Source organism: Bacillus sp. DC4300-2b2 (assembly GCF_049895685.1).
GTDB classification, from domain to species: domain Bacteria; phylum Bacillota; class Bacilli; order Bacillales; family Bacillaceae; genus Bacillus; species Bacillus safensis.
Map to the genome: position 1 here is coordinate 339,287 of NZ_JAFCSW010000003.1, position 21,653 is coordinate 360,939.

The 21,653-nt window shown below is 41.8% G+C and carries 23 protein-coding genes; 5 read left to right on the forward strand and 18 right to left on the reverse strand.

Annotation, left to right across the window (positions count from 1 at the left end; all coding sequences use genetic code 11):
- Window positions 1–4 precede the first annotated feature (4 nt).
- Window positions 5–769 (forward strand): alpha/beta fold hydrolase, encoded by a 765-nt coding sequence (locus ACP69X_RS11670; protein ID WP_041086052.1) that lies wholly within the window; start codon window positions 5–7, stop codon window positions 767–769.
- Between the two features lie 46 nt (window positions 770–815).
- On the opposite strand, the gene ACP69X_RS11675 is transcribed toward ACP69X_RS11670, so the two are convergent.
- On the reverse strand, window positions 816–2,123 hold the full coding sequence (locus ACP69X_RS11675; RefSeq protein ID WP_075611604.1) for an aminotransferase class I/II-fold pyridoxal phosphate-dependent enzyme: 1,308 nt from the start codon (window positions 2,121–2,123) through the stop codon (window positions 816–818).
- Window positions 2,124–2,262: 139 nt separating this feature from the next.
- Window positions 2,263–3,192: a ribonuclease Z gene (gene rnz / locus ACP69X_RS11680; RefSeq protein ID WP_075611605.1), complete on the reverse strand. Its 930-nt coding sequence runs from the start codon at window positions 3,190–3,192 to the stop codon at window positions 2,263–2,265.
- Window positions 3,193–3,413: 221 nt separating this feature from the next.
- On the opposite strand from rnz, the gene zwf reads away from it, so the two are divergent.
- Window positions 3,414–4,889, forward strand: a complete 1,476-nt coding sequence (gene zwf / locus ACP69X_RS11685; RefSeq protein WP_269103299.1) for a glucose-6-phosphate dehydrogenase — start codon at window positions 3,414–3,416, stop codon at window positions 4,887–4,889.
- A gap of 46 nt (window positions 4,890–4,935) precedes the next feature.
- On the opposite strand, the gene ACP69X_RS11690 is transcribed toward zwf, so the two are convergent.
- From ACP69X_RS11690 to ACP69X_RS11735, 10 genes are all read right to left on the reverse strand, one after another.
- Complete coding sequence (locus ACP69X_RS11690) at window positions 4,936–5,658, reverse strand: GntR family transcriptional regulator (protein WP_075611607.1); 723 nt, start codon at window positions 5,656–5,658, stop codon at window positions 4,936–4,938.
- A 190-nt stretch (window positions 5,659–5,848) separates the two neighbouring features.
- A complete protein-coding gene (locus tag ACP69X_RS11695; RefSeq protein ID WP_426052692.1) occupies window positions 5,849–7,255 on the reverse strand; it encodes a glycoside hydrolase family 1 protein in 1,407 nt (468 codons plus the stop codon).
- Window positions 7,239–8,585 carry a PTS cellobiose transporter subunit IIC gene (gene celB / locus ACP69X_RS11700; RefSeq protein WP_041086060.1) on the reverse strand — a complete coding sequence of 449 codons (1,347 nt, stop codon included), beginning with the start codon at window positions 8,583–8,585 and terminating at the stop codon, window positions 7,239–7,241. Before celB ends, ACP69X_RS11695 begins: the two co-directional genes overlap by 17 nt.
- A 25-nt stretch (window positions 8,586–8,610) precedes the next feature.
- Window positions 8,611–8,943 carry a PTS lactose/cellobiose transporter subunit IIA gene (locus ACP69X_RS11705; RefSeq protein WP_426052693.1) on the reverse strand — a complete coding sequence of 111 codons (333 nt, stop codon included), beginning with the start codon at window positions 8,941–8,943 and terminating at the stop codon, window positions 8,611–8,613.
- A 3-nt stretch (window positions 8,944–8,946) separates the two neighbouring features.
- A complete protein-coding gene (locus tag ACP69X_RS11710; protein ID WP_041086064.1) occupies window positions 8,947–9,258 on the reverse strand; it encodes a PTS sugar transporter subunit IIB in 312 nt (103 codons plus the stop codon).
- A gap of 135 nt (window positions 9,259–9,393) precedes the next feature.
- The gene (locus ACP69X_RS11715; RefSeq protein WP_426052694.1) at window positions 9,394–10,179 is read right to left on the reverse strand and encodes an SDR family oxidoreductase; all 786 of its coding nucleotides are present in this window, start codon (window positions 10,177–10,179) and stop codon (window positions 9,394–9,396) included.
- Between the two features lie 12 nt (window positions 10,180–10,191).
- Window positions 10,192–11,040 carry a GRP family sugar transporter gene (locus ACP69X_RS11720; protein WP_039183192.1) on the reverse strand — a complete coding sequence of 283 codons (849 nt, stop codon included), beginning with the start codon at window positions 11,038–11,040 and terminating at the stop codon, window positions 10,192–10,194.
- A 114-nt stretch (window positions 11,041–11,154) separates the two neighbouring features.
- A complete protein-coding gene (gndA, locus tag ACP69X_RS11725) occupies window positions 11,155–12,564 on the reverse strand; it encodes an NADP-dependent phosphogluconate dehydrogenase (protein WP_041086071.1) in 1,410 nt (469 codons plus the stop codon).
- Window positions 12,565–12,662: 98 nt separating this feature from the next.
- Window positions 12,663–13,907 carry a DNA polymerase IV gene (locus ACP69X_RS11730; protein WP_039179779.1) on the reverse strand — a complete coding sequence of 415 codons (1,245 nt, stop codon included), beginning with the start codon at window positions 13,905–13,907 and terminating at the stop codon, window positions 12,663–12,665.
- A gap of 114 nt (window positions 13,908–14,021) precedes the next feature.
- On the reverse strand, window positions 14,022–15,014 hold the full coding sequence (locus ACP69X_RS11735) for a carbon-nitrogen hydrolase family protein (RefSeq protein ID WP_041086846.1): 993 nt from the start codon (window positions 15,012–15,014) through the stop codon (window positions 14,022–14,024).
- 180 nt (window positions 15,015–15,194) lie between these two features.
- Here ACP69X_RS11735 and ACP69X_RS11740 point away from each other — a divergent pair, with 180 nt between their 5' ends.
- Window positions 15,195–15,476, forward strand: a complete 282-nt coding sequence (locus tag ACP69X_RS11740) for a hypothetical protein (protein WP_039179781.1) — start codon at window positions 15,195–15,197, stop codon at window positions 15,474–15,476.
- A 28-nt stretch (window positions 15,477–15,504) separates the two neighbouring features.
- Window positions 15,505–16,323: a membrane protein insertase YidC gene (locus tag ACP69X_RS11745; protein WP_426052695.1), complete on the forward strand. Its 819-nt coding sequence runs from the start codon at window positions 15,505–15,507 to the stop codon at window positions 16,321–16,323.
- Between the two features lie 36 nt (window positions 16,324–16,359).
- On the opposite strand, the gene ACP69X_RS11750 is transcribed toward ACP69X_RS11745, so the two are convergent.
- Genes ACP69X_RS11750 through mce form a run of 4 tightly spaced genes read right to left on the reverse strand, consistent with a single transcriptional unit; the run spans window position 16,360 to window position 19,855 of the window.
- Window positions 16,360–16,824 (reverse strand): chemotaxis protein CheW, encoded by a 465-nt coding sequence (locus ACP69X_RS11750; RefSeq protein ID WP_039179788.1) that lies wholly within the window; start codon window positions 16,822–16,824, stop codon window positions 16,360–16,362.
- A gap of 14 nt (window positions 16,825–16,838) precedes the next feature.
- On the reverse strand, window positions 16,839–17,960 hold the full coding sequence (locus tag ACP69X_RS11755) for a tripeptidase T (RefSeq protein WP_073979640.1): 1,122 nt from the start codon (window positions 17,958–17,960) through the stop codon (window positions 16,839–16,841).
- Between the two features lie 16 nt (window positions 17,961–17,976).
- The gene (locus ACP69X_RS11760; protein WP_411264255.1) at window positions 17,977–19,440 is read right to left on the reverse strand and encodes an acyl-CoA carboxylase subunit beta; all 1,464 of its coding nucleotides are present in this window, start codon (window positions 19,438–19,440) and stop codon (window positions 17,977–17,979) included.
- Window positions 19,433–19,855, reverse strand: coding sequence for a methylmalonyl-CoA epimerase (gene mce, locus ACP69X_RS11765; RefSeq protein ID WP_411264256.1), 423 nt, complete (start codon window positions 19,853–19,855; stop codon window positions 19,433–19,435). The genes ACP69X_RS11760 and mce overlap by 8 nt, the downstream gene beginning before the upstream one ends.
- 101 nt (window positions 19,856–19,956) lie before the next feature.
- Here mce and prli42 point away from each other — a divergent pair, with 101 nt between their 5' ends.
- Window positions 19,957–20,049: a stressosome-associated protein Prli42 gene (gene prli42 / locus ACP69X_RS11770; RefSeq protein ID WP_149126490.1), complete on the forward strand. Its 93-nt coding sequence runs from the start codon at window positions 19,957–19,959 to the stop codon at window positions 20,047–20,049.
- A gap of 38 nt (window positions 20,050–20,087) precedes the next feature.
- Here prli42 and ACP69X_RS11775 read toward each other — a convergent pair whose 3' ends face one another.
- Together ACP69X_RS11775 and ACP69X_RS11780 are read right to left on the reverse strand one after the other, a co-directional pair.
- Entirely contained in the window at window positions 20,088–20,597 is a 510-nt protein-coding gene (locus ACP69X_RS11775; RefSeq protein ID WP_411264257.1) for a L,D-transpeptidase, read from the reverse strand.
- Window positions 20,598–20,649: 52 nt separating this feature from the next.
- Window positions 20,650–21,603, reverse strand: a complete 954-nt coding sequence (locus ACP69X_RS11780; protein ID WP_024422917.1) for an aromatic acid exporter family protein — start codon at window positions 21,601–21,603, stop codon at window positions 20,650–20,652.
- Window positions 21,604–21,653: the final 50 nt, after the last annotated feature.

Genomic DNA, 21,653 nt, shown 5'->3' on the forward strand with positions numbered 1-21,653 from the left:
AAGAATGAATTCGGCAATGATTGAAAAAATGTATCATATAGATGGACACCATTTTTATACAAAACATCGTCAAGGCAAAAGGCAAGCCACGATTATCTTTGAAGCCGGCTACGGCATTTCTAGTGATACGTGGTCGAATATGGCCCGTGATATTGACCCAGAGCTTGGGGTTTTCTTATACGACCGTTTAGGAAATGGAAAGAGCAGTGAGAGCTGTGAAGGAAGAACCTTGCATGACCTCGCTGATGATTTAGATGCGCTACTGAAAGAAGCCAATATTCAGCCGCCATTTCTCATCGTCGCTCACTCATTCGGCTCTCTTGTCAGCCGGCTATGGGCAAGCCGAAGAGGAGATGATGTCATTGGCATGGTGCTGCTAGACCCAGCAAGCGAGGAACAAGAGCAGGTGATCTTGCCGCTTTTATCAAAGGAAGAACGCACTTCATATATGACGCAATTTACAGCAGAATGTACGCATGAGGACTTTCAGCAAATGTTAAGCACAATCAAAGAGGAGCAAAACCATTATGGGATGATGCCGCTTCTTGTCATTTCATCAGGTAAGAGCCGATTGTTTCATCCAGCGCATGAAGCTTGGCTCAGACTTCATAAACGCATGCTGTCTTTGTCATCCCAAAGCGGATGGATTCAGGCGCAGAACAGCTCGCACTATATTCATCAAGATGAACCGCATATTGTACAGCTTGCCATCTATGATGTATGGTGCGCAGCCAAACAACCTGTCTCCTATTATCAAACTGCCAATTAAAACGAAAAACTCCTTGACCTGTTATGAGTCAAGGAGTTTCTTTAATTTATGCCATTGGAGCAGATTGACTTTTTTCAGAAAGCAGCTTTTCAATGCTGACAAGCTGAACACATAATGTAAAGATGTCAATCGCTTGCTCTAGTTCTTCAAGAGCCGGGAATGTTGGTGCAATGCGAATGTTACGATCAAGCGGATCTTTTCCATATGGATATGTTGCACCTGCACCTGTCATTGTGACACCTGCTTCTTTAGCTTTTTGCACAACAGCTTTTGCACAATGATCAAGTGTATTTAAACTAATAAAATATCCGCCATTTGGCTTGTGCCATTCAGCGATGTCTTTCCCGCCAAGTTTCTCATCAAGAATAGAAAGAACGAGGTCAAATTTCGGCTTAATGATCGCTGCATGCTTTTTCATATGTTCCTTCAAACCTTCTGGATTTTGGAAGAAACGAAGATGTCTTAGTTGATTGATTTTGTCCGGTCCGATCGTTTGAATCGATAATTGCTTTTGAGTAAAGCTCACATTGTCCGGGCTAGACGCCATCAGAGCAACACCTGAGCCTGGGAATGTAATTTTAGACGTAGACGCAAACATAAACACACGGTTCGGGTATCCTGCCTCTTCGACTGCTTGAAAAATATCTTTTAACGTATCAGGTGTATCCGTTAGATGGTGGACTGCATATGCATCATCCCAAAAAATTCGGAAGTCGTCTGCTTTTGTTTTCATTGAAGCTAGGCGGTCAACGACTTCATCTGAATACGTAATGCCGTCTGGATTGCTATATTTCGGTACACACCAAATGCCTTTAATCGCTTCATCTTCTGCGACCAATTTTTCTACCTGATCCATATCAGGTCCATCAGCCTTCATATCGACCGTGATCATCTCTATGTTAAATAGCTCACAAATGGCAAAATGACGGTCATACCCTGGGCTTGGTGCAAGGAATTTTACCTTTGGCAATTCTCCCCAAGGTGTTTTGCTGTCACATACGCCGTGAGTCATCGCACGTGCAATGGTATCATGCATCATATTCAGACTTGAGTTACCGCCGATGATGATTTGTTCTGGCTTTAAATTCAGAACTTCTGCAAAAAATTTCTTCGTTTCAGGAAGGCCTGTCAAGCCGCCATAGTTTCGCACATCTGTGCCATCTTCAGCTGTCATTGCATCCTTTGATGTCACAACATCGAGCATGCCCATAGACAAATCGAGCTGTTTTGGTGAAGGCTTCCCTCTAGACATGTCTAAGTGCAAGTTTTTACTTTTGTAAGTTTCATACTCATTTTGTAGTGCCACATATAGGTCATTCAATTCTGCTTCACTTAATGCTGTAAAACCGCTCATCTTTGATTGTGCCTCCCGTATTCTTCATAGTTTGATTCGTCATTTGTTTTTTCTTCACCATTTTACCACTACCTGAAAAAGAGCGTCATCATAAATATCAAAAAAATCACACAACTTTTTTTGACGATTCATCCAATTTTTACAGGGTGCGTTCAATGGGGAAAGAAGAGAAATCATGTGCAGCTTCTGTCAGCGGAAATATATCGCGGGCTTCTTTCAACAGTTGTTTCAGTGCCTCTTCTCCTTGGTAACGTGCACTTATATGGGTCAAAATAAGCCTTTTTGCGCCTGCTTCCTGTGCTGTTTTCGCTGCTTGTTCTGTTGTGCTGTGATAATAATTGTAGGCTAAATCTGCATCTTCTTTACCGAATGTTGCTTCATGGACTAACACATCCGCATTTTTGGCAAGCCTTGTTATATTCTCGCACAAACGGGTATCTCCTGAAAATGCAACGATTCTCCCTTTTTTAGGGGGTTCCAAATAATCGGTTCCATCGATGGTTCTTCCATCTTCGAGTGTCACGGTTTCCCCATTTTTCAACTTCTGATACAAAGGTCCAGGTTTTACACCGATTTCTTTTAGGTCTTCGGCTTTTAATGCACCAGGCATATCTCTTTCCACAACCCGGTAGCCGTAAGCTGGAATCCCGTGAGAGACTCTTCTTGCTTCTACTTGAAAGGTATCATCTTCAAATACGATCCCTTCATCTATTTCTATGATATGCAGCGGATATGTCAAATGCGTTTGCGAGGCTGAAAGTGCTGCGTTTACAAAGGCCTTGATGCCCTTTGGTCCATAGATCGTCAATTCATCCTCCCCGCCTTGAAAGGACCTGCTGCCAAGAAGTCCCGGAAGGCCATATACATGATCTCCGTGCATATGTGTGATAAATATTTTCTCGATTTTTCTCGGTTTAATCGTTGTATGTAAGATTTGGTGCTGCGTTGCTTCTCCGCAATCAAAAAGCCACACTGCATTTCTTTCTTCTAAAAGCTTTAGCGCTGTGCAAGTGACGTTTCTTGTTTTTGCAGGAATGCCTGCACCTGTTCCTAAAAAGAGCAGTTCCATTACTTTTCCTCCTAAAGCCGGTATACAATATCTTCATTCATATAGAATACATGAAGACAAGGTAAATGTGAATTCAGCGGAATTTTTGAAAAAAGTGAAACGAGAGCAGAAAAAGTCGAATCAAATGTTTGCTTTACGAACAATGAACCTTTAAAATAAAGAAAATGTACATACATTCTCGGTTTTTACAACAATGCTACGAATAAAGTGAGGTACTTCTCGTGAATACAGAAACTAATAACCCTAAAGCAGTCATTGTCATTTTTGGCGCAACAGGAGACCTTGCCAAACGCAAGCTCTACCCTTCTATACATAGACTTTATCATAGCGGAAAGCTCGGTGATCAATTCGCTGTTGTCGGAGTTGGACGCCGTCCGTGGTCTCATGAGGACCTCAGAGCTGTGGTAAAAGAATCTGTTTCTTCTGATGATGCAGAAGCGAAAACAGAGGAATTCATTTCACATTTCTATTATCACGATTTTGACGTATCAAGCCCTGCTTCCTATCAATCACTTAACACGCTTCTAACAGGCCTTGAAGATACGTACAGTATTCCAAATAACCGCATGTTCTATTTAGCTATGGCACCGGAATTCTTCGGAACGATTGCGAAGTTCCTAAAGAGTGAGGGCGTATCAGAAACAACCGGCTGGTCACGACTTGTCATTGAAAAGCCATTTGGGCATGATCTGCCAAGTGCGAAAACATTAAATGAAGAAATTCGTGATGCATTCACAGAAGATCAAATTTATCGTATTGACCACTATCTTGGTAAACAAATGGTTCAAAACATTGAGGTTATCCGTTTTGCGAATGCCATCTTTGAACCACTTTGGACAAACCGTTATATCTCAAACATTCAAATTACATCCAGTGAATCATTAGGGGTTGAAGACCGGGCTCGATATTACGAAAATTCTGGTGCACTAAGAGATATGGTCCAAAACCATATGCTTCAAATGGTTGCCCTTTTAGCAATGGAGCCGCCAATTAAACTGAATACAGAGGAAATCCGCAGCGAAAAACGGAAAGTATTGCGCGCTCTTCGTCCTTTCTCTAAAGATGAGGTCGATCAATTCTTTGTCCGCGGACAGTATGATACGGGTACGATTGATGGCAGCGAGGTTCCTTCTTATTTGGAAGAGCAAAATGTTGACCCGAACTCAAACACAGAAACATTTGTGGCAGGGAAACTGCTCATTGATAACTTTAGATGGGCCGGGGTGCCATTTTACATTCGGACAGGAAAACGGTTAGAAAAGAAATCTACTCAAATCGTGGTTCAATTTAAAGACATTCCAATGAACCTGTACTATGGTAACGGAAATGCCATGCATCCAAACCTACTTGTCATTCATATTCAGCCAGATGAAGGCATCACCCTTCACCTGAATGCTCGCAAGCTGGATGGCGGCACGTATGCGAAACCGATTAAACTCGACTACCAAACAAACTATAACGACATCATGAATACACCAGAAGCATATGAAAAACTGATTCATGACTGCTTACTAGGCGATGCAACAAACTTTGCTCACTGGGATGAAGTAGCACTTTCTTGGAACTTTGTTGATCCGATTTCTGAGAAATGGGCAGAAAACAAAACATTAAAACCAAACTATCCTGCTGGTTCTATGGGACCGAAAGAAGCGGATGAGCTTCTAGAAAAAGATGGATATCATTGGTGGAATATATAAAACCATATAAAAAAGAGCAGTCTCCCTCGGGGGTTCTGCTCTTTTTTTAACGTCCTGTTTTCGTGATTTCAACCGTTGAAAAGTCAAATTTATCATAGCGGTGATGACTAAATGAGTATTCAAACGGCCGCCCGGTGTTTAAATAAGCAACCTGCTCGACTTCAAGCACGGGATCCGTTGGGTCACAGCCCAAATACTGCTGATCCAGCTGATCTGATTTAGCCGCTCTGATTTTCTTGTGCGCTCCTGCTACTTTTAAATGAAGATCATTTGAAATGTAGCTATAGATAGAACCAAGTAGAACCTCTTCATCTATGCCCTTAATGAGATTGACAGGCATAAACGTTTTTTCTAATACATAAGGCTCTTCATCCACTAGACGGAGCCGGATGATATCATAAACAGGTGTGGTTGAGTCAATAGATAGATGGGCTGCCACCTCTTCGCTTGGAAAATGGACATCAAAGTGAATGATTTGAGTCGTGACGTTTTTATCCGCCATGACTTTTGTGAACCCTTTATTTTCATGGCCTGAGACATTGATGGCCCCTTGATTGAGCGCTGCCTTTACAATAAATGTACCGTGGCCTCTTTTTCTAAAGAGCAGACCTTCTGCAACGAGAAGATCAAGCGCACGCTTCATCGTCATTCTGCTGCATTGAAATTCAGCGGCAAGCGAGTTTTCATCTGGAATGGGTTGATCTTCTGGATAATATGCTGTTCCTATTCGTTTTCTGATTTCTTCTGAAATGAGTTCGTACTTCTTCATCTCACACCACCAACTGACTTGTTTTTTCATAGCGCCTTATTTCTAGAAGGAATATGGCGTTTTTGTAGCCTTCCTCTCATTCTACACTAAGGGATGTGAGCTTAAAAGGTGCCAGCCATTTTTGTTTCATCCACTTACCGTCACATAAGAAAAATACTTGCCCTTTTCAAGGAAAGAGCAAGTATTTTGATTAAAAACCGTTATTCTTTGAAACTGATTGAAACCAGTATCCACTCTTCTTAATCGTTCGTTTCCCGTCTTTTTGAAGATCAACTGAGACAAATCCATAACGATTTTTATATGCATTCGACCAGGACCAGTTGTCCATAAATGTCCACAGATGATAACCTTTCACATTGCTTCCTTCTTGAATGGCTTGATGCACCCATTTGAGATGCTCAGATATAAAGTCAATGCGGTAATCGTCATGAATCATTCCTTCTTCATCCTTAAACCGCTCTTCTCCTTCGACACCCATTCCATTTTCAGAAATAAAGCATTCGATATTATTATAGTCTGTCTGGACTTTTTTCAATATATCGTAAATGCCCTTTTCATAGATTTCCCAGCCTCGATACACATTCATTTTTCTTCCCGGCATCTCAAAAGAATCAAAGTAATGGTTCGGCATAAATGGTGCTTGAGGATGCGGCATATACTCTTTCGCTTTCACTCTTCTTGGTTGATAATAGTTGATGCCAAGAAGATCAATCGTATTCTCTTGAATCAGCTCAAGGTCCCCTTCTTCCATACTTGGCATAAAGCCTTCTTTCTTTAAGACTTCTACTAGTTTTTCCGGGAAATGTCCTTTCACCGCAGGATCTAAGAAGGAGCGGTTAAAGAAAGCATCGGCCATCTCTGCTGCTTCTACATCGCGCGGATTCTGACTTCGCGGATACGAAGGGGTCAGGTTTAAGATGATGCCAATCTTACCGTCTTGCTGCATCTCTTTATAAGCCGCAATCGCCTTCGCATTTGATAACAGTTCATGAAAACCGACCTGCACAGCCTTTTGGAAATCGACTTCGTTTGGATAATGAAAGCTATACATATATCCGCCTTCTACAGGGACAATCGGTTCGTTATGGGTAAACCATTTTTTCACCCGGTCACCAAATAATTGGAAGCATAATGTCGCATAGCTGACATAATCGTCGACCACCTGTCTGTTCACCCAGCCGCCTTTCTCCTGCAGCGCCATTGGCATATCGAAATGGTATAGGTTCACAAATGGCTCGATATCATGTGCAATCAGTTCGTTGATTACATCATTATAAAAGGACACAGCTTCTTCATTGACGGCACCTGTTCCTTCAGGTAAAAGACGTGACCATGAAATCGACAACCGAAATGAATTGTGGCCAATTTCTTTCATTAGACGGATATCTTCATTATATTTTCGATAAAATTGAGATGTCACGTTCGGCCCTACGCCATCAAAAAAACGAGTAGGCTCTTGTTCAAACCAATGATCCCAAATGTTCGGTCCCTTTCCATCTCCGGGGACACTCCCTTCTGTTTGCGTCGCCGAAGCAGAAGATCCCCACCAGAAACCTTCTGGGAATGTATATGATTGCTTGTTAGTTTCCATCGACATGTATTGAGTCTCCTTCACCTTTGATGTTTGCTGTCTTCGTATTTTCTGTTGTCGTTATTTTTTCATTTTTCACATTCATCCGGTCAATAAATTTCAGGAACGGGAACCAAATGACAAACACAATCATCAGGTTAAATAACTGAAGCAGACCGCCAGCTAGTGAATTAGTCGCCATCATTCCGCTAATAAAGATCGGTACTGTCCACGGGATATTCACGCCTGTAGGCGGCGGTACAATGCCTGATGCCATCGCAAAATAAGTAATACATGTAATGACCATTGGCGCCAAAATCCACGGAATCAGAATAAGCGGATTCATAACAATTGGTAAACCGAAGATAATCGGTTCATTGACGTTAAATAATCCTGGTCCTAAGCCGAGCTTGGCTACTTGTTTTAATTGCTTACTTTTCAGGAAAATTAAAATGGTAAATACAACAGCAAGCGTCATACCGGTTCCACCCATTCCAACCGTATAGATTTCAATAAACTGCTTGCTGATGATATTAGGAACCTCACCTGTTTTTGTATAGCTCTCTAGGTTTTGAATGGATAATGTATTCCAAATCGGATCCATGACAGAGTTGATAATAATTTGGCCGTGGAGCCCAAAGAACCAAAGAATTTGTATAAAGAAAACAGCGATCAACGTCGGAATGATACCGCTTCCAAGACCGACAAGCGGCGCCTGAATTGCATGATAAATCAGATCATGCATATTTGTTTTGAAGCCTTGTGTAATGATGATATTAATTAATAAAAAGGTTGTAAGTGTCAAAGTAGCCGGGATCAGTGCAGCAAAAGACTTGGAAACAGCTGGCGGAACCCCTTGCGGCATATTGATCACAAATTTCTTCTGGACAAAATAACGATAAATTTCAGCAGATAAAAAGCCTGTGATCATTCCTAGGAACATCCCCTTTGCACCTAAACGATCGACTGGGATGACGCCTGCAATCGTTGCACCGCCTTCTTGTTCTAGTAAAAACGGAGTTAGAAGCAAGAAAGAGGCTAAAGCAATCACGCCGCCAAAGACAGCTTCTACATCATAGCTTTTTGATAAATAGTAGCCGATCCCAAATACAACAAACACACTCATAATGCTGATGGTCGCACTCGGTGCGATATTCAGTGCAGACTGGACGCCTTCCAGTACGGTTTTACTCATGATTTTATCTAAAAATGGCAAATTCATCAGCACAACCATAATGGAACCAAAGATGGTGAGCGGGAACGCAAGCATAAAGGCATCCCGTAATACGCCTAAATAGCGGTTGTTGTTCAATCTCCCAGCAATCGGAACCAAAATGGCACTTATTTTATCAAACATTGGTTTCCCCCCTTGTTTACACCCTTTATTGTTTCAGCGATTGGAATATCGGCAGGAGCTCTCCCACAAGCTCCTTGATGGTAATGGTCGACATTAAGTGATCTTCGGCGTGCATGAGCAGTAAGGAAAAGGATGTTGTTTCTCCTCCTGCCTCCTTCTGTACGAGTTGAAAATGGATGTCATGTGCATGCCGTAAATCTTCTTCCGCTTCTTTCATGAGACCAAAAGCCTGTTCTTCTAGACCTTCTCGATATTGTTTCAGAGTCTCGAGCAATTTGCTGCGTGCATTCCCACTGTGTAAAATCAATTGAAAGCTGACCTGTTCCTCCGTGAGCCCTTCGAGTGTTTTCTTTTCCATCCTTTAAGATTCCCCCATCAGTGTAAGTGCCTGTTCATACGCTTTTTGTCCATCAGCAAGCCCGTACGCCTGCATATCAATGACTTCTACCTCAATTCCGTATTTTTTTGCTTCTTTTTGCAGGTCTCCTTTTAAAAAGCTCATTTGCGGTCCGATTAACACAACATCCGCATTCGCCATTTCTTTTCTCGCTTGATCTTGCCCAACTGCCCAAATTTCTGCTTCGTCCCCAATTGAATCGGCATGTGCTTTCATCTTTGTCACTAGTAAACTCGTAGACATTCCTGAACTGCATGCTAATAAAATACGTTTCATTTCTCTCACCCCATTGTTGTAATAAAAGCGCTTCCAATTAATATTATATATTTTTATTTTTAAATGTCTAGACATTTAATTTTATTTGTCTGTATTTAATATAAAAAAGAGCGTATTTTACGCTCTTTTTTTATATTATCCTTTTCCTGCCTGAAACCCAGGATACTTTGTCATGCCGCCGTCTACATATAACGTTAGGCCCGTAACATAGCTTGCTTCTTTTGATGCCAGCCAGACAGCGCATGCTGCCACTTCTTCCGGCTTTCCAATATAGCCAATTGGAATCAGCTCAATCACGCCTTTTTTCAAGGCTGGATCATCGAATTTCTCCGCATTAATCGGGGTATCAATGGCGCCTGGTGCAATGCTGTTCACACGGATCTTTTTAGGGGCATATTCAAGCGCCAATGTTTCTGTCAAAAGCTTGGCGCCTCCTTTACTAGCTGCATAATGCACAAAATGAGGCCAAGGAATTTGCTGATGAACCGACGACATATTAATGATCGAGCCTTCTATCCCATGATCTGTCATATACCTCAGTGCATCACGGCATCCTAGAAACATACCTGTTAAATTGGTAGACATCACTTTGTTCCAATTATCCAGTGTCATTTCGGTGGAAGGCACTTCATTTTCAATGCCTGCGTTATTGATCATCACATCAAGACTGCCGAATGTATCAACAGCTTTATTAATCATCGCCTGCATATCCTCTTCCTTTGATACATCTCCCTTGATTTTCACAGCCTGTCCGCCATGTTTTTGAATTTCTGCAATGGTGTCATCCGGATTTTCTTTATCGGAGAAGTAATTGATCACCACATTGGCTTTTTCTTGTCCAAATCGGCGTGCCATCGCTTGGCCAATTCCTGTACCTGCGCCTGTAATTACAACTGTTTTTCCTTCTAAATCTGGATACATTCGTGTAACCTCCTATTTTGTAAAGCCTAGCAGCACACCGCCTGCAATAATCATCAAGCAGCCTGCAATGACAAAGCTTGTTCTCGATGCTTTCTCTTTTAATAAGTAAATGCCGCCTAGCGTTGAGATAACAATCCCTGTTTGTGACATCGAAAAGCTTACGGCTACGCCAATTAATGGAATGGCCAAAAGCAGACCAAGATTTCCTGTTGACCAAACAAGACCGGCAATGATATTTCTAAACGTATATTTACTAAATGGATCCTGCTTTAAACTAATCGCTAAGGATGAAAGCAGCATGCCGACAGATTGCGGGACGAGTGCAGACCAGCCATCAATATCAAACCATCTTAAAATGACAACATATCCGACGTAGCCGACGGTGGATATGAGTAGAATAATGATCCCTTTTTTAAAATTGCCTCTGCCATTCTCGCCGCCGTTCTTTTTTTGACCGAGCGATGTCATGACAACACCTGCAATGATCAGTAAAATGGCGCAGGAACCAATGAGTATGACCGTCATTGTCTGCCATTCTTTGAAGACCATGACGCCAAATAGGGTCGTGCTCACAAGCTGCATGCCCGTTGATAAAGGAACCGCTTTAGACACGCCGAGAAAAGCGACACTTGAAAGCTGATTCATTTGTCCAATACTCCAAAAAATGCCTGAAATGACGGAAACCGCAAATATAAGCGGTGTCAGCTCTGGCATCTTGATGAAAAAAGCTACAATCGAAAATAAAAACGCGCCGAGCGTAATGCCGAGGGTTTGCTGATACGCATTCCCGCCTAGTTTGACACTGATGAGAACAATACTTCCCCAAAATATCGCTGGGAGAAGTGCATATAAGATGCCCACTTCTATCCCTACTTTCTTGTCTTTTTTACATAGCATCCCTCTTTTTCTCATTTTTAGCCGAAAATATGCAAACAAAAAAACCTTACCAAAGGTAAGGTTTTTCAGTCGTTCTGTTTATTTCATCCATTCAGTATGGAATACGCCTTCTTTATCTGTGCGCTCATACGTATGTGCACCGAAATAGTCACGCTGTGCTTGAATTAAATTCGCTGGAAGGACAGCTGTGCGATAGCTATCAAAGTAAGCAAGTGCACTTGAGAATGAAGGAACAGGAACTCCTTGTTCAACTGCAAGTGAAATGACTTTACGAAGTGATGATTGATAGTTTTGAGCAATATCCTTAAAGTATGGATCAAGCAATAGGTTTTTCAGTTCAGGATTACGGTCATATGCTTCTTTAATTTGTTGTAAGAAGGCTGCACGAATGATACATCCGCCGCGGAAGATCATCGCAATTTCACCGTATTTTAAATCCCAGTTATATTCATCAGACGCTGCTTTCATTTGCGCAAAGCCTTGTGCGTAAGAACAGATTTTACTCATGAATAGGGCTTTTCTAACCGCTTCAATCAGCTCTTGTTTATTCTCAGCTGATTGCGCAGGCTCAGGACCTTGGATCAATTGACTTGCTTCCACACGCTCATCTTTCATTGCTGAAATGTAGCGCGCAAAAACAGACTCAGTAATGATTGGAAGCGGGACACCTAGATCAAGTGAGCTTTTGCTTGTCCATTTTCCAGTTCCTTTTTGACCAGCTTTATCTAAGATCACATCCACAAGCGGCTGGTTTGTCTCTTCATCCACTTTTGTGAAAATGTCAGCTGTAATTTCGATTAAATAGCTGTCAAGCTCGCCTTTATTCCACTCTGAGAATACTTCATGAAGCTCCCCTGCTGACAATCCAGCAACATGCTTCAAGATAAAGTATGATTCAGAGATCAATTGCATATCTCCGTACTCGATACCGTTATGAACCATTTTGACATAATGTCCTGCTCCATCTGGGCCGATATACGTTGTACAAGGCTCGCCATCTACTTTCGCAGAGATCGCTTCTAAAATTGGTTTCACTAGCTCATGCGCTTCTTTTTGACCGCCTGGCATGATGGAAGGACCTTTTAGCGCGCCTTCTTCACCGCCGGAAACACCTGTACCAATAAAGTGAATGCCACTTTCTGCAAGCTCTTGATTACGTCTTTGTGTATCCTTGTAATATGTATTTCCACCATCAATTAAAATGTCACCTTTCTCTAGGTGAGGAAGTAATGATTGAATGGTTGCATCTGTTGCTGCACCAGCTTTTACCATTAAAAGAATTTTACGCGGTGTTTCAAGCGACTGAACAAATTCTTCGATGCTGTATGTGCCAACAACGTTTTTTCCTTCTGCTTCTTGAAGAAACTCTTCTGTTTTGCTGCTAGATCTGTTATAAACGGATACGGAGAAACCGCGGCTTTCAATATTGAGGGCAAGGTTTTTCCCCATAACGGCTAGTCCAACCACACCGATTTGTTGTTTTGACATAATTCTGACGTCCCTTCTAACACACTATATTGATTACTGCTGAAATGATGTACCCTTTGAAATTACCACAACATCACCTCTTTTATCAAGTTTTCAGGCTAGTCATTTCCTCTTTCGTCCTGAAAAAAATCTTTATTAAAACTTGTCCCGCTTGTTTTACTCTCTTTTTCCTTAATGGTGATCCCTCTTTGCACCAATGGTTTTCCATATTTTTCTTTCAGTCCATCTAAAATGGTTTGGAGGGGCTCTTCTTTTGCATCTTCTGTATATGAAAATAAATCAAGCTGTTTAACGGCTGCTTTTCGTTCGACTAGGTCTGTCCCCGTTACACCTAAGAGCCTCACTGGCTGATCATTCCAATGTTTCAGGAATAACTGTTTTGCCGCTTCAAATATGTCTTCCTTTCGATCCGTTGGATTTGTGAGCATGATACTTCGCGTGATATTTTTCCAGCTTGCATACCGAATCATGATGAGCAGCCGATTCGCCATCACTTCTTTTCTCTTTAACCTTGCACTCACAGATTGTGACAGCTTATCAATTAACGTGACAAGTTCATCTGAATCATCCGAATCATGAGGCAGAGTGGATGAATTGCCGACGGATTTAAATTCGTATATTCTTTCTGGGTCCACGATGCCGTCATGTTCACCATTCGCCTTTTGCTTTAATCTCGGTCCATTAATGCCAAGCAATTCTTTTAGCGTATACTCATTCGCTTTCGCTAAGTCTTCTATAGTATGAATTCCGATGGTTTTCAATTTATCTGCCGTTTTTTGTCCAACCCCGTGCATGTCACCAGCAGGTAGCGGCCAAAGCATGTTCGGAACATCTCGTTTACGCAATATGGTGATTCCCATTGGCTTTTTCCAATTAGACGCCATTTTCGCTAAAAATTTATTCGGTGCAATGCCGATACTTGAAGGAAGCATCAGCTCCTCTACTAGCCTTGTTTGAATATCATGAGCCGTTTTTACCGCATGTTCGGCATATGGCGTATGCGTTAAATCAATGTAGCCCTCATCAATCGATACAGGTTCGACTAAATCACTGTATTCTCTTAGTATTGTAAACATCTCTTGTGAGGAGCTGCGGTACCGGTCAAAGTTCGGTGTGCGGACAATGAGTCCCGGACATAGCCGCTTCGCCTCCCACAAGGGCATCGGGGGCTTCACACCTAATGCTCTCGCCTCGTAGCTGCACGTCACAACAATCCCTTTACGCTCTTTTGCATTTCCGCTGATAGCTAAAGGTTTCCCTCGCAAAGAAGGATCATACGCCATTTCTACATTGGCATAAAAAGCATTCATGTCTATATGAAAAATAATATTTGACATTGGCATAACCCCATTTTCTTATCTACCTGAATTTTGATCAGCTATTTTTGATTATACATTGATTTATTTCATCTTTCCTCAAAAAAACCTTCTCTAAAAAAGAGAAGGTTTCACGTTCATTTACACTTTTTCTTCAAGTATACCATGTTGATATTGAATGTCCTCATATGTGAATACTTCATTTTTTTGAGGATATAATTGTTTCACAACCGGAGTAGGCTGTTGATTAAAATTCATACTCAAACTTTGATTGGAGTAGTGTCCAGCCGGATCAATATAATACTTGTAATCAATGACTCTTTCTACATCAATGTCAGCGTAAGCAATTCCCTCTGTTTCAGCTGGAACCATATCACTGATCGGCTCCCCATCCGGCCCGTAAATGCACGTATGCCCGCTCTTAAATGTTTCAAAGTAATCTCTTTGCTCCTGCGTTAAACAAATCATCTCTTTCATTTCTTCCGTATATATAGATGATGTCATCAGCACAAATGTCTGTGTCGCGATGGCATAATATCTGCTTGATATTTCATCATCAAAATAACCTGGCCAAGAGGCTACATGTACCTGCTCATTTTGGGCATTCATCGCCATAAGATCTAGCGGGACTTGATGCTCCCAGCACATCAATCCGCCCAGGTTTCCAATTTCAGTTTGAAACACTGGCATCATACTGCCACTTCCATCCCCCCAAATGAGTCTTTCTGCTACAGAAGCTCTCATTTTCCGATGTTTTCCTATTAAATCCCCATTTGGATTAAACCAAAGCTGAGCTAAATAGAGAGAGCCGCCATCTTTTTCACTGCATGATATACAAACGTACGTTTCATTTCTTTTTGCTGCTTCACTGATTTTTTGAATGGCTAAGCTAGGGATTTCAACTGCATTTTTATATAATTCATGATAGAACTTTCTTGTATATTCTGGATGACCAATAAAAGCAAACCAAGGATAACCTGGTAAAAATGCTTCTGGGAATGCCACAAGCTTTGCACCATTTGAAGCTGCCTCGTCAATCAGGTCACATGATTTCTCAACGGTTGCTTCCAAATTTAAATAGACTGGTGCTGCTTGTACCGCAGCTGCTCGAAACTTTGGGTAAATACTTGTCATATTCAAAACCTCCATTTCTTTTCATCCCCCTCATTATAGGATAGGAAATATGAAGTTTGGATGACATTTACTATTTTATACAGAATAAGGAGTTTTATTTAATGGAGAAAACACGCGGTTCTGTTAGACATTTAACCATGTGTATAGTACACTGTGAGTAATGAAATGGATGTGATAATCATGATTATTGATACATTCAATGAAGTCTTTTTCCTTGTTGAATTCTTTACGATTATTCTTCCAGCGCTGACGGCCATCGGCATTGCGTTTTTACTAAAAGACTGCCGTATGAACGAACACCTTGGTGGGCATCGTTTGGAAGAGTTGGACGCATCTTGCTTGAATCGAACAGACTTTCTGTTTATCATATATGATCGCATTACAACTTGGATTAGTAAAGTCATTCGAATGAAAAGATCATCTAATGATGATGAAGACCATTCGCTTCCTCTCGCTAATTAAATTTTTTTAATCATGAGGAGGAAACGAATTGAAACGTTTATTGACTGTTTTTACGACTTTATGTTTGATGATGATTGCGTCACCTGCATTTGCAGCGAGTGCGCAAACGAATACGAGCTCTGATGGGTTTTTCCATCATTATTTTGTTCAGCCTTTTTCTGAGCTGATCATTTGGCTTGCGAACTTCTTTCATGATGATTATGGTTTATCGATTATGTTCGTCACCTTGATTGTTCGCCTGCTGATTTTCCCGCTTTTTGCGAATCAATTTAAGAAGCAAAGAGTCATGCAGGAAAAAATGGCACTGGTGAAGCCTCAGATTGACCAAATACAAAACAAATTGAAGAAAACGAAAGAACCTGAAAAACAAAAAGAACTGCAAATGGAAATGATGAAAGTATATAAAGAGAACAATGTGAACCCGCTTGCCATGGGCTGTCTGCCGATGCTGATTCAAATTCCAATTGTTCTTGGCTTTTACTCAGCAATCCGCTCAACACCTGAGATCGCAACTCATACGTTCTTATGGTTTAATTTAGGACAAACCGATTTATTGGTGGCGATATTTGCAGGGGCTATGTATTTCTTACAATTTTATGTCACGCAAAAATATGCGAAGCAATCAGGCACCCAGACAGAGGCTGCGCTGAAGCAGGCGAAAGTGATGGGCATGATTTTCCCGATCATGATGCTGTTTCTTTCAATTAATGCACCCGCTGCTCTTCCTTTATACTGGATGACAAGCGGACTACTACTCACGATTCAAACGATTATTTTAAATGTCATGTACCAAAAATCAAAAACGAAAGCTGCGGCTAACGAACAAGTCAAACCAGCTGCTGAATAAAAATAAACCCCTTATCTAAAGATAAGGGGCTTTTCATTATGCCAATTCTTCTTTCAACCGGTCTGGCAATTGATCGAGGTCCTCAATTTTCCCAAGGAACTTATTTGGGTCCACTTGTAAAATCATTTTGTTTTCTCTCTCCACAACGCCGAAGAAATATTCAGAGGCCTTCGTGTTCATATGAAATGGCTTGATCTCGCTTTGCTCGATATCGATAATATCTTTTGCATCTGAGACAAGACAGCCAATCATTTGATCGTTTACTTCAAATAGCAGCACCTTTGACTGCTCGTTTACATCAAGAGGCTTTCCGTGAAGCATCACACCTGTGTCACTGACAGGAATGACCTCTCCTCTTAATGACATCAGCCCTTTAATTTCTTTTGGAAGGTTCGATACTTCTTGTAAGTAAGGGACCTTCTCAATCGAACGAATATGCTCTACACTAATGCCAAACTCCTCTTGCCCCACCTGAAAAATAATAATCTTTTGCGCGCTCACAGAGTCTCCTGCCTTTACGATGGATTTGTCGTTTCTTCGATAATGGCGAGAACCATTTCAGCTGTTTTGACTAATTCTTCAATCGGCATTTTCTCATTTTTCGTATGAATATCTTCATATCCAACAGCTAGGTTGACAGTTGGGACGCCGTTGCCTGCAATGACGTTTGCATCACTGCCGCCGCCGCTCGTCTGCAGTTCTGAAGGACGGCCAATTTTTGCTGCCGCTTTTTTCGCCACTTCTACGACTTGATCGCCGTGTGAGAATTTGAAGCCTGGATACATGATGTCAATTTGTACATCGGCACTTCCGCCCATTTCTTTAGCGGTTTTTTCAAAGGCTTCTTTCATCTTCGCTACTTGAGCTTCCATTTTTGCTGGTTCTAAAGAGCGTGCTTCCGCCAAAATATCGACTTGATCGCACACAATATTCGTTTGTGTTCCGCCTTCAAAACGGCCGATATTCGCCGTTGTTTCTTCATCGATCCGGCCAAGCGGCATGCTGGCAATTGCTTTTGATGCAATAGTAATCGCAGACACGCCTTTTTCAGGTGCGACACCTGCGTGAGCGGTTTTTCCGTAAATCGTTGCGCGTACTTTTGCCTGTGTTGGTGCAGCTACGATAATCGTACCGACCTTGCCATCTGAATCAAGGGCATAGCCGTATTTCGCTGTCATCAAATTTGGGTCTAACGCTTTTGCTCCAACAAGTCCTGATTCTTCGCCTGCCGTGATCACAAATTCAATCTTCCCGTGCGGTAAATTTTTCTCTTTCAGCACACGGATCGCTTCAAACATAGCAGCAAGTCCTGTTTTATCGTCAGCACCAAGAATGGTTGTTCCATCTGTTTTCACATAGCCGTCCTCAATGACTGGTTTTACGCCATTTCCCGGTACAACTGTATCCATATGAGAAGTGAAATAAATCGTATCTGCCTCTTGGTTCCCTTCTAATGTGCAGACAAGGTTGCCTGCACCGTGGCCTGTTGCCGCTTTTGAATCGTCTTCAACCACTTTAAGACCAAGCTGCGAGAATTTTTCTTTTAATACTTCAACAATTTTCTCTTCGTGTTTTGTTTCTGAATCAACCTGAACTAATTCTAAAAATTCGTCTAGTAAGCGTTTTTCATTGATCATGATGATGCTCCTCCTCTTATAGCGGCATGTTGCCATGCTTTTTTAACGGTCTATCTTCTTCCTTACTGCGAAGCAAATCAAATGAGCGGATCAATCGCTCTCTCGTTTCAGCTGGCATAAAAATATCGTCTATCAGACCTGCCTGAGCCGCTTTCCATACACTTGGTTTGTTTTCAGACTCGCGCGAAGCAGGATGAACGATTTCGTCTGCGAACGTTTTCCCCATGACATCAATTTCGGCCTCTGGCCATGCATAAACAAAGTCAGCGCCTAAGCCCTTGCTATTCATCGCGACATAAGCACCGCCAAACGCCTTTCTTAAAATCACAGTGATTTTGGGAACGGTTGCTTCAGCATACGCATATAAAAGCTTTGCACCGTGGCGGATAATTCCTGCATGCTCAGCTTTCTCCCCTGGTAAAAAACCTGGAACGTCTACAAGGGTTAAGATCGGAATATGAAACGCATCGCAAAATCGAATAAACCTGGCCGCTTTATCGGCAGCGTCAAGATCAAGGCTGCCTGCCAGCACCTTTGGCTGATTGGCAACAACACCAATAGAGGCTCCTTGTAATCTGGCAAAACCTGTGACAATATTTTTTGAGAAACAAGGCTGCGTTTCAAAGAATGAGTCTGGATCGGTTATCGCTGTCACCACTTGTTTGACATCATAGGTGCGTGATGGATCCTTTGGCAGAATTCTGCCTGGATCGGCGGAATCGTGCTTTCGTGCCCCAGCATGCATGACAGCCTGTTGTTTCGTTTGTATGTACGTTAAAAGAGTTCGAACCGCTTTTAACACGTCCTTCTCATCTTTCCCAGTATAGTGCACATTCCCGCTTGTCTGATGCTGAACACTTGCACCGCCAAGACGGTCAGGACAGACCGTTTCTCCTGTTGCCTTTTCTATTACTTTCGGACCGGTTAAAAACATATGAGCTGTTTGCTCTGTCATGAAGACAAAATCAGTCAATGCAGGAGAATAGACTGCACCTCCAGCACATGAACCTAAAATAACAGATATTTGCGGGATTCGACCAGAGTACAGCACATTCCGTTTAAAAATCTGTCCGTATCCTTCTAATGATACCACACCCTCTTGAATTCTCGCACCACCTGAGTCTTTTAGACCGATGACTGGTATCTGATTTTTAGCGGCCAGATCCATTAAAGAGGCTATTTTTTTCGCATGCATTTCGCCTAAAGAGCCCCCATATACTGTTGCATCTTGTGCATAAACACAGACAGGGTTTCCATGAATGAGTCCCGTTCCAATGACGACACCGTCACCAACATGCTCTGACAGATTGCCTGTTGCAAATGACTGAATTTCCATCAAGCTGCCCTCGTCAAGAAGTTCATGAAGCCGCTCTCGAACCGTCAGCTTTCCTTTGTTCTTGTGAGCCGCTGCTCTTTTTTCGCCGCCGCCCATTAACGCTTTCTTTCGCCATTCAGACAAGTCATTGAACGATTCATTCATCACTATGTTTCTCTCCTTTCAAGGACTCGCACAATTCAAATAACACACCTGACGTTTCTTTAGGTGAAATAAATGCAATTTGCTTTCCACTGGCGCCCGTCTGTGCTTTTTTTTGGAGAAGCTGCACGCCAAGGTGATCGAGACGGCTAAGATCAGCTTGAATGTCACCCGACTTTAGCGCAATATGATGAAGCCCCTCTCCTCTTTTTGTTAAGAAATTATGTAGTTTGCTGCGTGCTGACATCGGCTCAATTAATTCAATGTACAGATCATCAAGTGAAGCGAAGGATGCTTTAATCTCCTGCTCAGGAATCTCTTGTATGTCTGAAAAATGCCAGTTAAATAGCTGATGAAGCGTTTGAGATGTTTCTTTAATAGAAAAGACGGCAATGGCAATATGATCGATTTGTGTCATCCGTTCACTTCCTTTGCTGATCACTTGTCGCATATGAAAAAACCAGATAAAATAAAGACAACTGCGCTTGTCGCAAAAATCTTCGGTTATAGGGGTGCGATATGTCTCAAAAATTCATGAAATTTATGGTATTGCTTATGATTAGCCTGCTGTTAGTTTCTTCACTTTTAGCAGGAGCAGCAGCCTTTTTATAAGGATTGAATAAAAGCAGACAAGCAGGTGATTCGCGATATCAACGAATGGCCTGTTTGTCTTTGGCAAGCGTTTCAAAGGAAGCACTTGATTTTGTAATCCATACCTTTGTTCCAATTGGAAGCTGATCAAACAGCAGCTCTACATCTTGATTATGAAGTCTCACACAGCCTGCCGTGATAAATTTCCCAATCGAAGTTTCATCACTTGTTCCATGAATTCCATAGGTTCTACCATCTGTTCCTCGTGCATCAAATCCAATCCATCTTCGTCCAAGAGGATTATTCTTCGCACCGCCTTCAATATTTTTTCTTCTGTAATAGGGATCTTTCGCTTTGATCATAATGGTAAATTCACCTTCTGGCGTTAAATCTGCTGTTTTTCCTGTAGAGGCAGGATATACTTTTTGAATTTTCCCTTGATCAATAAAGGCAAGTTCATTTGTTTGTTTATTAATAATGATAAATGGGTCTCCTGGCAGTGGGTTTTGTCCAAGCGGCCAGATTGGTGAAAGGGACATGGTCAGTACGGTATAAAATAAAAGACGCATAGGCTCCTCCTTTTTCATTAGATTGACCAATGAAGGAGGAACTCATGCGTCTCTATTCTTTCATCCCTTTAAAATAGCTTTTCAGTACTAAATATTGTTCCATTTCACCGAGGAAATGAAAGAGTGCCGCTCTTGCCTCAAATTCTTCTCGTGTTTGCGGGAGCGGAAGTGCGTCGAACTCTTCTTTCATATCAATGAGACGTCTTAAAAACTTATGCGCTGTGTTCCCTGGGTGAATATGTTCGCGTAAGTCTCTAATGTATTCTGCAATGATTTGTCCATGCTCCGTTGTGACGGAAATCGACGTAATTTTGGGCAGCACACGCTCAATGATTTCAAATTGCTTTTGTCTCATGTTGAAATAATGATAGTACAGGTTTTCATGTCTTAATACATGGTTTTCAACATCACGATATGCGAGAGCTTTTGCTTCTTTAATCAATTGATGTGTCTCTGGTATTTCTTTTCCTGTCCAGTCTTGCTTCCCTGTCATTAAGTATTGCTCGATTTCCTCAAAGATTTTAGCAAAGTTGGCTTCAATCTGTTCGCTGTAGCGTTTGAGCTTTTTATCAACACTAGGCATATACAGGTTCATAATCAGCGCTACCCCAACACCAATGGTAATCAGCAGCAGTTCATTCCAAATGAGATGCAGGGTAATCCCGCCAGACATGTATAAATGGAGGATGATGACTGAACTTGTGACAATCCCTTCTTTAATTCGAAGCAGAACCGTTGTCGGAATAAAGACAAGCAGCATCAAACCGATCACAAAAGGATGATACCCAATCAGATCGAAAAATAAATAAGAAAATAAAATAGCGAGACTGCATGCTGCAAAGCGGGCTCCCGATGCTAAGAGGGATCTTTTCTTTGTCACCTGAATACACAGGATCGTAATAATCCCGGCAGCTGAATAATTTTGCAAGCCAAGCAATTGTGCAATATAAATAGCGATCGCTGTTCCTAATGCTGTTTTCAGCGTTCGGTAGCCGATTTTAAACATGATGTGATTCACTCTTTTCTGTCTTGTTTCCATTCACTTTTGTGAAATGA

Bases quoted from the DNA above. Each gene is read 5' to 3' on its own strand.
- ACP69X_RS11670 (WP_041086052.1), top strand. From the start codon at position 5: ATGAATTCGGCAATGATTGAAAAAATGTATCATATAGATGGACACCAT.
- ACP69X_RS11675 (WP_075611604.1), bottom strand. From the start codon at position 2,123: ATGAGCGGTTTTACAGCATTAAGTGAAGCAGAATTGAATGACCTATAT.
- rnz (WP_075611605.1), bottom strand. From the start codon at position 3,192: ATGGAACTGCTCTTTTTAGGAACAGGTGCAGGCATTCCTGCAAAAACA.
- ACP69X_RS11690 (WP_075611607.1), bottom strand. From the start codon at position 5,658: ATGAAGAAGTACGAACTCATTTCAGAAGAAATCAGAAAACGAATAGGA.
- ACP69X_RS11695 (WP_426052692.1), bottom strand. From the start codon at position 7,255: ATGTCGATGGAAACTAACAAGCAATCATATACATTCCCAGAAGGTTTC.
- celB (WP_041086060.1), bottom strand. From the start codon at position 8,585: ATGTTTGATAAAATAAGTGCCATTTTGGTTCCGATTGCTGGGAGATTG.
- ACP69X_RS11705 (WP_426052693.1), bottom strand. From the start codon at position 8,943: ATGGAAAAGAAAACACTCGAAGGGCTCACGGAGGAACAGGTCAGCTTT.
- ACP69X_RS11710 (WP_041086064.1), bottom strand. From the start codon at position 9,258: ATGAAACGTATTTTATTAGCATGCAGTTCAGGAATGTCTACGAGTTTA.
- ACP69X_RS11715 (WP_426052694.1), bottom strand. From the start codon at position 10,179: ATGTATCCAGATTTAGAAGGAAAAACAGTTGTAATTACAGGCGCAGGT.
- gndA (WP_041086071.1), bottom strand. From the start codon at position 12,564: ATGTCAAAACAACAAATCGGTGTGGTTGGACTAGCCGTTATGGGGAAA.
- ACP69X_RS11730 (WP_039179779.1), bottom strand. From the start codon at position 13,907: ATGCCAATGTCAAATATTATTTTTCATATAGACATGAATGCTTTTTAT.
- ACP69X_RS11735 (WP_041086846.1), bottom strand. From the start codon at position 15,014: ATGACAAGTATTTACCCAAAGTTTCGAGCAGCTGCGGTACAAGCAGCA.
- ACP69X_RS11740 (WP_039179781.1), top strand. From the start codon at position 15,195: ATGATTATTGATACATTCAATGAAGTCTTTTTCCTTGTTGAATTCTTT.
- ACP69X_RS11755 (WP_073979640.1), bottom strand. From the start codon at position 17,960: ATGATCAATGAAAAACGCTTACTAGACGAATTTTTAGAATTAGTTCAG.
- ACP69X_RS11760 (WP_411264255.1), bottom strand. From the start codon at position 19,440: ATGAATGAATCGTTCAATGACTTGTCTGAATGGCGAAAGAAAGCGTTA.
- mce (WP_411264256.1), bottom strand. From the start codon at position 19,855: ATGACACAAATCGATCATATTGCCATTGCCGTCTTTTCTATTAAAGAA.
- prli42 (WP_149126490.1), top strand. From the start codon at position 19,957: ATGTCTCAAAAATTCATGAAATTTATGGTATTGCTTATGATTAGCCTG.
- ACP69X_RS11775 (WP_411264257.1), bottom strand. From the start codon at position 20,597: ATGCGTCTTTTATTTTATACCGTACTGACCATGTCCCTTTCACCAATC.
- ACP69X_RS11780 (WP_024422917.1), bottom strand. From the start codon at position 21,603: ATGTTTAAAATCGGCTACCGAACGCTGAAAACAGCATTAGGAACAGCG.